General features: G+C 67.8%; 6 protein-coding genes. 4 read left to right on the forward strand and 2 right to left on the reverse strand.

The genetic code is table 11. From position 1 onward, the window contains the following. Positions 1-877 (forward strand): alpha/beta fold hydrolase (locus tag G5A07_RS20905; protein WP_191863945.1); only part of this gene is annotated, 877 nt, incomplete at its 5' end. A 115-nt stretch (positions 878-992) separates the two neighbouring features. Here the strand turns inward: G5A07_RS20905 and G5A07_RS20910 are convergent. Continuing rightward, positions 993-1,424, reverse strand: a complete 432-nt coding sequence (locus tag G5A07_RS20910; RefSeq protein WP_029380125.1) for a YkgJ family cysteine cluster protein — start codon at positions 1,422-1,424, stop codon at positions 993-995. Between the two features lie 104 nt (positions 1,425-1,528). On the opposite strand from G5A07_RS20910, the gene oleC reads away from it, so the two are divergent. From oleC to G5A07_RS20925, 3 genes are all read left to right on the forward strand, one after another. Beyond that, positions 1,529-3,187, forward strand: a complete 1,659-nt coding sequence (gene oleC, locus G5A07_RS20915; RefSeq protein ID WP_071306512.1) for an olefin beta-lactone synthetase — start codon at positions 1,529-1,531, stop codon at positions 3,185-3,187. Then, on the forward strand, positions 3,184-4,176 hold the full coding sequence (gene oleD / locus G5A07_RS20920; protein WP_019338517.1) for a 2-alkyl-3-oxoalkanoate reductase: 993 nt from the start codon (positions 3,184-3,186) through the stop codon (positions 4,174-4,176). Before oleC ends, oleD begins: the two co-directional genes overlap by 4 nt. Before the next feature lie 82 nt (positions 4,177-4,258). Next, positions 4,259-4,414, forward strand: a complete 156-nt coding sequence (locus G5A07_RS20925) for a DUF1328 domain-containing protein (RefSeq protein ID WP_004153593.1) — start codon at positions 4,259-4,261, stop codon at positions 4,412-4,414. Positions 4,415-4,496: 82 nt separating this feature from the next. Here G5A07_RS20925 and ddlA read toward each other — a convergent pair whose 3' ends face one another. Next, the gene (ddlA, locus tag G5A07_RS20930; protein WP_191863946.1) at positions 4,497-5,591 is read right to left on the reverse strand and encodes a D-alanine--D-alanine ligase; all 1,095 of its coding nucleotides are present in this window, start codon (positions 5,589-5,591) and stop codon (positions 4,497-4,499) included. Positions 5,592-5,769: the final 178 nt, after the last annotated feature.

The raw sequence follows: 5,769 nt of genomic DNA on the forward strand, positions 1-5,769 counted from the left end.
CGGTTACCCCGCCCACCCGCAGCGCTTCGAAGTGCGCCCTGGCCTGTCGATGAACTATCTCGACGAAGGCCCGCGCGACGGCGAGGTGGTGGTGATGGTGCACGGCAACCCGTCGTGGAGCTATTACTGGCGCACGCTGGTGGCTGGCCTGTCGGACACGTACCGCTGCATCGTGCCGGACCACATCGGCATGGGCCTGTCGGACAAGCCGGACGACAGCCGCTACGAATACACGCTGCAGTCGCGCGTGGACGATCTCGATGCACTGCTGAAGCACCTGGGCATCACCGGCCCGGTGACCCTGGCCGTGCACGACTGGGGCGGCATGATCGGCTTCGGCTGGGCGCTGTCGCACCACGACCAGGTGAAGCGCCTGGTGGTGCTCAACACCGCCGCCTTCCCGATGCCGGCCGCGAAGAAGATGCCGTGGCAGATCGCGCTGGGCCGCCACTGGAAGATCGGCGAGTGGATCATCCGCAGTTTCAACGCATTCTCGTCCGGCGCCTCGTGGCTGGGCGTGGAGCGGAAGATGCCGGCCGACGTGCGCCGCGCCTACGTGTCGCCGTACAACAGCTACGCCAACCGCATCAGCACCATCCGCTTCATGCAGGACATCCCGCTGTCGCCGGCCGACAAGGCGTGGTCGCTGCTGGAGCGTGCCGGCAAGGCGCTGCCGTCGTTCGCCGACCGCCCCGCCTTCCTCGGCTGGGGCCTGCGCGACTTCGTGTTCGACCACCACTTCCTGAAGGGTTTCCAGGCCGCGCTGCCGAAGGCCCAGGTGCATGCCTTCGAGGATGCCGGGCATTACGTGCTGGAAGACAAGCACGAGGTGCTGGTGCCGGAGATCCGCGCGTTCCTGGACAAGAACCCGATCTGAGGGGCGTGCCGACCAACGGTCGGCACCCACCGGAAGAGGTAATGGGCAGGTGCCGACCGTTGGTCGGCACACCGGCCGGGTTCATGAGGTTGCCGGCCAGCGGCCGGCACGACCACTACGCGGCGACCGGTGCCTGCGGCGGCGAAGACGGGCTGTTGCCGTTGTCGTCGGGATGATCGTCATCATTGTCGGCGTCATCGCGCCAACGCCAGTCGGCCAGCGTCAACGGATCCAGGCCATAGGCGATGCGCGCCTTGTCGCACTGCGGGCTGGCTTTGCCGTACTCCCACGATGCATCCACCTCACGGCACACGCTGGGCCGGTTGGGGTGGATGGTGCAGCGTGAATACACGCCGATCTGAGCATCCAGCGCCACGCAGCGCACTGGCTTGGAATGGGTGCCACGCATGCACAGGCGATGCGGGTCCAGCACTTCGGTGAGCTGGTGTGGCACGCCGCCGGGGGTGACCTCGTCTGATTCCATCCAGTGGAAGGCCACGCGGTATTGGGTGCAGCAGGCGCCGCAGGTCATGCAGGGATGTTGCATGGGCAAGCCGCCTCGGGCGGCAGTCGGAATCAGGAACGAGGGTGCGGATTTTCCACGAAGTGGGGCGCCGCGCAAGAAATTCCGTAAGCGGCGACAATGAGCGGATGAACCGACCCTGCAATATTGCGGCCCGTTTGCCTGAACTGGCGCGTGAACGCCCCGACCAGATTGCTATCCGCTGCCCCGGCCGCCGGGGCGCCGGCAACGGCATGGCCGCCTACGACGTCACCCTGGATTACCGCCAGCTGGACGCCCGCAGCGATGCCATGGCCGCCGGCCTGGCCGGCTACGGGATCGGCCGAGGGGTGCGCACGGTGGTGATGGTGCGGCCCTCGCCGGAGTTCTTCCTGTTGATGTTCGCCCTGTTCAAGCTGGGCGCGGTGCCAGTGCTGGTCGATCCGGGCATCGACAAGCGCGCGCTGAAACAGTGTCTGGACGAGGCGCAGCCGGAAGCCTTCATCGGCATTCCGCTGGCCCATGTGGCGCGGCTGGTGCTGCGCTGGGCGCCGTCGGCGGCGCGCCTGGTGACCGTCGGCCGCCGCCTCGGCTGGGGCGGAACCACCCTGGCCGCGCTGGAGCGCGCCGGCGCCAATGGTGGGCCGATGCTGGCCGCCACTGACGGCGAGGACATGGCCGCGATCCTGTTCACGAGTGGCTCCACCGGCGTGCCCAAGGGCGTGGTCTACCGCCATCGCCACTTCGTCGGCCAGATCCAGCTGCTGGGCAGTGCCTTCGGCATGGAAGCGGGCGGGGTGGACCTGCCGACCTTCCCGCCGTTCGCGCTGTTCGATCCTGCGCTGGGCCTGACCTCGGTCATCCCGGACATGGACCCGACCCGGCCGGCACAGGCCGACCCGGCGCGCCTCCACGACGCCATCCAGCGTTTCGGCGTCACCCAGCTGTTCGGCTCGCCGGCACTGATGCGGGTGCTGGCGAAGCATGGCCGGCCGCTGCCGACGGTGACCCGGGTGACCTCGGCGGGTGCGCCGGTGCCGCCGGACGTGGTCGCCACCATCCGCAGCCTGCTGCCGGCCGACGCGCAGTTCTGGACGCCGTATGGCGCCACCGAGTGCCTGCCGGTGGCCGTGGTCGAGGGCCGCGAGCTGGAGCGTACGCGCGCCGCTACCGAGGCTGGCGCAGGGACCTGCGTGGGCAGCGTGGTGGCGCCGAACGAAGTGCGCATCATCGCCATCGATGACGCGCCGCTGCCGGACTGGTCGCAGGCACGCGTGCTGGCCACCGGCGAGGTCGGCGAGATCACCGTAGCCGGGCCGACCGCCACCGACAGTTATTTCAACCGCCCGCAGGCCACGGCGGCGGCAAAGATCCACGAGACGCTGGCCGATGGCAGCACGCGCGTGGTCCATCGCATGGGCGACGTCGGTTACTTCGATGCGCAGGGCCGACTGTGGTTCTGCGGGCGCAAGACGCAGCGCGTGGAGACCACGCGCGGACCGCTGTACACCGAACAGGTCGAGCCGGTGTTCAACACCGTGGCCGGGGTGGCGCGCACGGCGCTGGTCGGTGTCGGCGCCCCGGGTGCACAGGTGCCGGTGCTGTGCGTGGAACTGCAGCGTGGCCAGGCAGACAGCCCGGCGCTGCAGGAAGCGCTGCGTGCGCATGCCGCAGCGCGCACGCCTGAGGCCGGCCTGCAGCACTTCCTGGTGCATCCGGCGTTCCCCGTCGATATCCGTCACAACGCCAAGATCGGCCGCGAGAAGCTCGCCGTCTGGGCCAGCGCCGAACTGGAGAAGCGCGCATGAAGATCCTGGTCACCGGTGGTGGTGGTTTCCTTGGCCAGGCGCTGTGCCGCGGGCTGGTCGAACGTGGCCACCAGGTACTGGCGTTCAACCGCAGTCACTACCCGGAGCTGCAGGCGATGGGTGTGGGCCAGATCCGTGGAGATCTCGCCGACGCGCAAGCGGTGCTGCACGCGGTGGCCGGCGTCGATGCGGTGTTCCACAACGGTGCCAAGGCCGGCGCCTGGGGCAGCTATGACAGCTACCACCAGGCCAACGTGGTCGGCACCGACAATGTGATCGCCGCCTGCCGTGTGCATGGCATCAGCCGGCTGGTCTACACCTCCACGCCCAGCGTGACGCACCGTGCCACCCATCCGGTGGAAGGCCTGGGCGCCGATGAAGTGCCTTACGGCGAAGATTTCCAGGCACCGTATGCGGCGACCAAGGCGATTGCCGAACAGCGCGTGCTGGCGGCCAACGACGCCTCGCTGGCGACGGTGGCGCTGCGCCCGCGCCTGATATGGGGCCCGGGCGATCAGCAGCTGGTGCCGCGTCTGGCCGAACGTGCACGGCAGGGCCGCCTGCGTCTGGTGGGCGATGGCAACAACAAGGTGGATACCACCTACATCGACAACGCCGCGCTCGCACACTTTCTCGCTTTCGAGGCATTGGCGCCGGGGGCCGCGTGTGCGGGCAAGGCCTACTTCATTTCCAACGGTGAGCCGCTGCCGATGCGCGAGCTGGTCAACAAGCTGCTGGCCGCCGTTGGTGCGCCGACGGTGGACAAGGCGATCAGCTTCAAGGCCGCTTACCGCATCGGTGCGCTCTGCGAGCGCCTGTGGCCGCTGCTGCGCCTGCGCGGCGAGCCGCCATTGACCCGCTTCCTGGCCGAGCAGCTGTGCACGCCGCACTGGTACAGCATGGAGCCGGCACGCCGGGATTTCGGCTACGTGCCGCAGGTCAGCGTCGAAGAAGGGCTGCGCAGGCTGAAGGCTTCATCTGCTGCATAGATCGCCGTCACTGGCTGCACACCGCCAGATCGGGAGGATGGACCCACGCCATCCAACGGCCCGGACATCTGCGAGGAGCGCCATGCTGCATTACGCCGTCATCTTTTTCGTCATCGCCATCATCGCCGCCGTGCTCGGCTTCTCCGGCATTGCCGGCGCTGCCAGCAACATTGCCTGGATCCTGTTCGTTGTGTTCCTGGTACTGGCAGTGATCTCGATGTTCCGCAAGCGCGGGTAGAAGACCGCAGGGTAGTGCCGGCCGCTGGCCGGCACGCCCTCTTTGTAGCGTCGAGCATGGCTCGACGCTACACACAGCGCCGCTACACGGCGCTGTGCAATCCGCGATCGGCTTCATGGCGCTCCAGCGCCAGTTCGATCAGCCGCGTGATCAGCGTCGTGTAGTCCACACCGCTGGCGCCCCACAGCTTCGGGTACATGCTGATGCGGGTGAAGCCCGGCAGCGTGTTGACCTCGTTGATGACGATGTCACCGTCTGTGGTGAGGAACACATCCACGCGCGCCATGCCCGCACACTCCAGCGCCTGGTAGGCCCGCAGCGCGGTCTGCTGGATGCGCGCCTGGGTTGCAGCATCGATATCCGCCGGCACCACCACCTCGGCGCCGTCGGCGTTGATGTACTTGGTGTCGTAGGCGTAGAACTCGTCGTGCACCACCACTTCCCCACACAGGCTGGCCTGAGGATGTTCGTTGCCCAGCACCGCGCACTCGATCTCGCGACCGACCACCGCCGATTCCACCAGCACCTTGTGGTCGTAGCGCAGCGCCAATGCCAGCGCCTCGGCGAAGCCCGCTGCATCCTTGACCTTGCTCACCCCCACCGACGAACCCTGGTTGGCCGGCTTCACGAACAACGGCAGGCCGAGCTGCGCGATCACCGCATCGACATCGACTGCCGCCGCCTGATGGCGACGGATGCACAGCCACGGTGCCACCTGCAGCCCGGCGTCGCGCAGCAGGCGCTTGGTCACATCCTTGTCCATCGCCACCGCCGAGCCCAGTACCGGTGAACCGACGAAGGGCAGGTTGGCCATGCGCAGCAGCCCCTGCAGCGCACCGTCCTCGCCCAGCGGCCCGTGCACGATCGGCAGCACCACATCGATCTGGCCGAGCGCGCTGGCCGCATCGGACGGCTGCAGCTGCGCCTGCTCGGCGCCCGGGCGCACCGCCAGCGACGTACCGGACCGATGCAGGGCGATGCGCGACGGATCATCGGCATTGATCAGGAAGGCATCCGGCTGGCTCAGATGCCACTGGCCCTGCTTGTCGATACCGACCATCACCGGCTCGAAGCGCTCGCGATCGAGCGCATCGAGGATGTTCTTCGCCGACTGCAGCGAAACTTCGTGCTCGGAAGACTTGCCACCGAAGATGATGCCGACCCGGGTCCGTGCCATGGTGTTGCGATGTCCTGTGCATTGCGTGGCCTCATAGCATGAACCTTCATCGGCCCTCCGCGTGAGGCACAGATGAACCAGAAATCCATCCACGCATGGCGATCTGCCGTGTCGACCAAGGTCGACACCCACCAACAGCAGCAGGAACCTGTCGAAGGCGGGGTGGGTCCGGTTGCGG

The organism is Stenotrophomonas sp. AS012628 (genome assembly GCF_010608305.1).
Lineage (GTDB): Bacteria > Pseudomonadota > Gammaproteobacteria > Xanthomonadales > Xanthomonadaceae > Stenotrophomonas > Stenotrophomonas geniculata.